This window comes from Halapricum sp. CBA1109 (assembly GCF_009741825.1).
Classification (GTDB): domain Archaea; phylum Halobacteriota; class Halobacteria; order Halobacteriales; family Haloarculaceae; genus Halapricum.
Genome location: NZ_WPCA01000235.1, coordinates 1 through 2,224, shown reverse-complemented (window position 1 = coordinate 2,224; position 2,224 = coordinate 1). Strand labels below are relative to the sequence as shown.

The 2,224-nt window shown below is 71.4% G+C and carries 2 protein-coding genes; both read right to left on the bottom strand.

Annotated features, from left to right (window positions below; genetic code table 11):
• Window positions 1-1,243, bottom strand: a 1,243-nt coding sequence (locus GJ629_RS17360) for a hypothetical protein (RefSeq protein WP_231754679.1), incomplete at its 3' end; no start/stop codon positions are given.
• Window positions 1,244-1,708 (bottom strand): 30S ribosomal protein S15, encoded by a 465-nt coding sequence (locus GJ629_RS15525; RefSeq protein ID WP_157513818.1) that lies wholly within the window; start codon window positions 1,706-1,708, stop codon window positions 1,244-1,246.
• Window positions 1,709-2,224 lie beyond the last annotated feature (516 nt).

The following is a 2,224-nucleotide window of genomic DNA, read 5'->3' as shown; positions in this document are numbered from 1 at the left end:
AGTCCCGGTCGACGGTCGTGACCACCCGGTCGCCCTCGACGCGGGTCGTCATCTCGTCGGTGTTGTCCGGCGCGAGCGCGGCCGCGACCACTTCGGGGTCGTCGTGGCGCGTGGTGATGCGGGCGTGACGGTCGGTCACGACTCCATCACCTCCCGGACGGCGAGCGCCGCGTCGGCGATGTCGCCGTCGACTTCGGCCGTGGCCTGCCGTGCGGTGCCGGCCACCGCGCCGCCGAGCGCGCGGAAAACAGCGCCCGGCAGTCGACGCCCGAATCGGCGACGGACGCGCCGGCGGCCCGGCCCGGACACAGCGCGAGGACGGCCGGTTCGGCGCGCGGTAGTCACGGACCAGCCGTGTCACCGTCGCCACCGGCATCGCCGCCTCGCTCCGGAGGACGGTCAGGCCGTCGTAGCGACCGGTCGTCGCCGTCCTGATCGCCTCGTGGGCCGCGCGTGCGTGGTCGCGCCACGCGTCGAGCGCGGCCGTCTCGACGCCCGCGCCGAGCGCGAGCGCCGCCGCAGTCCCGGGATCGGCCTTCGCGACGGCGTCGAGCACGTCGGCGTAGCCGCCGACGGTCCCGAACGGGCCGCCGTCGTACGGCCGCAACGCCCGTTCGACGGCGTCGGCCCCGCGCGGCGTCGTCTCGTCGTCGCCGACGACGGACAGCGCCAGGAGCGACGCCACCCGGCGGTCGGCGTCCTCGGCGTCGGTGTCGACGTCGGAAAGCGCCGCTGTCGCCGCCTCCGGGTCGCCCGAGAACGGCGCGTGGAACAGCGTCGAGTGCGCCAGCCCGTCGGCGGTGTCGTCGGTCGGCACCGCGACGCCGGGCCGGTTGCGACGGCGGCGGCTCGGCGAGGTGGCCGGGCGCGCCGTCGGCGGCCGTGATGCCGGCCATCGCCAGCACGGCGTCGGCGTCGACGCCGGTTGGCCGCTCACCTCGAAGGCGGTGTGGCTCGCGGGCTGTCCGTGCCCGGTGATGGCCACGTCCGCGTCGGTCGCCGGCCCGCCGAGCGCGACGGTCAGGTCGGCGTCGGTCGTCCGGTCGGCCCGGTCCCACGGCCGCGCCACCGTCAACTGGAAGGGCACGGCGAGGGCGTCCAAGGCGTCGGCGAGCACGCCCGCGGCCGCCAGCGCGTCGCCGTCCGCGGCCGCGACGAGCCGGACGAAGCCGGCGTCGCGGAGCCGCGGGGCGATGTCACTGGGCGACGGGGGCTCGCTCGTGGGCCGACCGGTCGTGGACATCTACTCGAGGAGTTCCGTGGCGGTGTCGTAGCTGTAGGTGAACTCCTCGTCGAGTTCGTCGCCGCGGTAGTAATCGACGAGGCGACGGATCTTCGACTGGGTGTTCTGCAGCGCTCGCTTGTTCTGGTGGTCGGTCGGGTTCTCGTCCATGTGGTCGCGCAGGCGGACGGCCCGCTCCATCAGGTTCCGGAGGTCCTCGGGGATGTCCGGTTCGGCGTCGTGTTCCTCGAGGATCTCGGTGATCTTCTTCCCGGTCGCCAGTTTGACGTCCGGGACGGGCGTCCCCTGGACACCCTCGTCGCGCAGTTTCAGGCCGATCTGGCTGGGCTCGTGGCCCTGCTCGGCCAGCTCGACGACGCGCTCTTCGATGGCGTCTTCGTCTACGTCGCTCCACTCCGGCGGGTCGTCTGCCACGGGCTTGTCCGAACTGGACGACCCGCGGCGGCGTGTGTGCATTCGTGCCATAGTTGTCGATTGGAACGACACTGACCGCTGGTGCGTGTGGCGTGGTGCGTCGGCCGTGGGCCGACCGTTCGTTCGTCGGCCGTGGGCCGACCACGCCGGACACGTCCGCAATCCCGAGCCATCCAAGCGGACGGCGAGTCAGATTTGCGGTCGTGTGTTCCCACCCGCACCTAACGGACCAGCGGTTAAACGGTTTCTCTTTCGGATCGGTAGTGTTCAGATAAGCACCGAACAAAAAGCCTGTTTCTGCCGGTCGGCCAATCGAGCCCTGGTGGAATGAAAGGGCGAGGCCAGTTCCGGGAACCCCGGGGGAAGCAGCACTGGACCGAGCGAAGCGAGGGAAGCGCACAGCGAGCCGCGGGACCGGAACTGGCTGAGGGCTTTCGAGGAAGACACTGCTGTCCAAACATCTCCTCTGAACACTACCGCTCGCCGAACCGAACGATAGTTGAACCGCGCCCGACCGAGAGGGCCCTATGACCGAGTACTTCGAGGTCCACGAGCGAGACGGGGCCG

What these genes read in the sequence shown, in the direction of transcription:
- GJ629_RS15525 (WP_157513818.1), bottom strand. Translation starts at nt 1,708, where the DNA reads ATGGCACGAATGCACACACGCCGCCGCGGGTCGTCCAGTTCGGACAAG.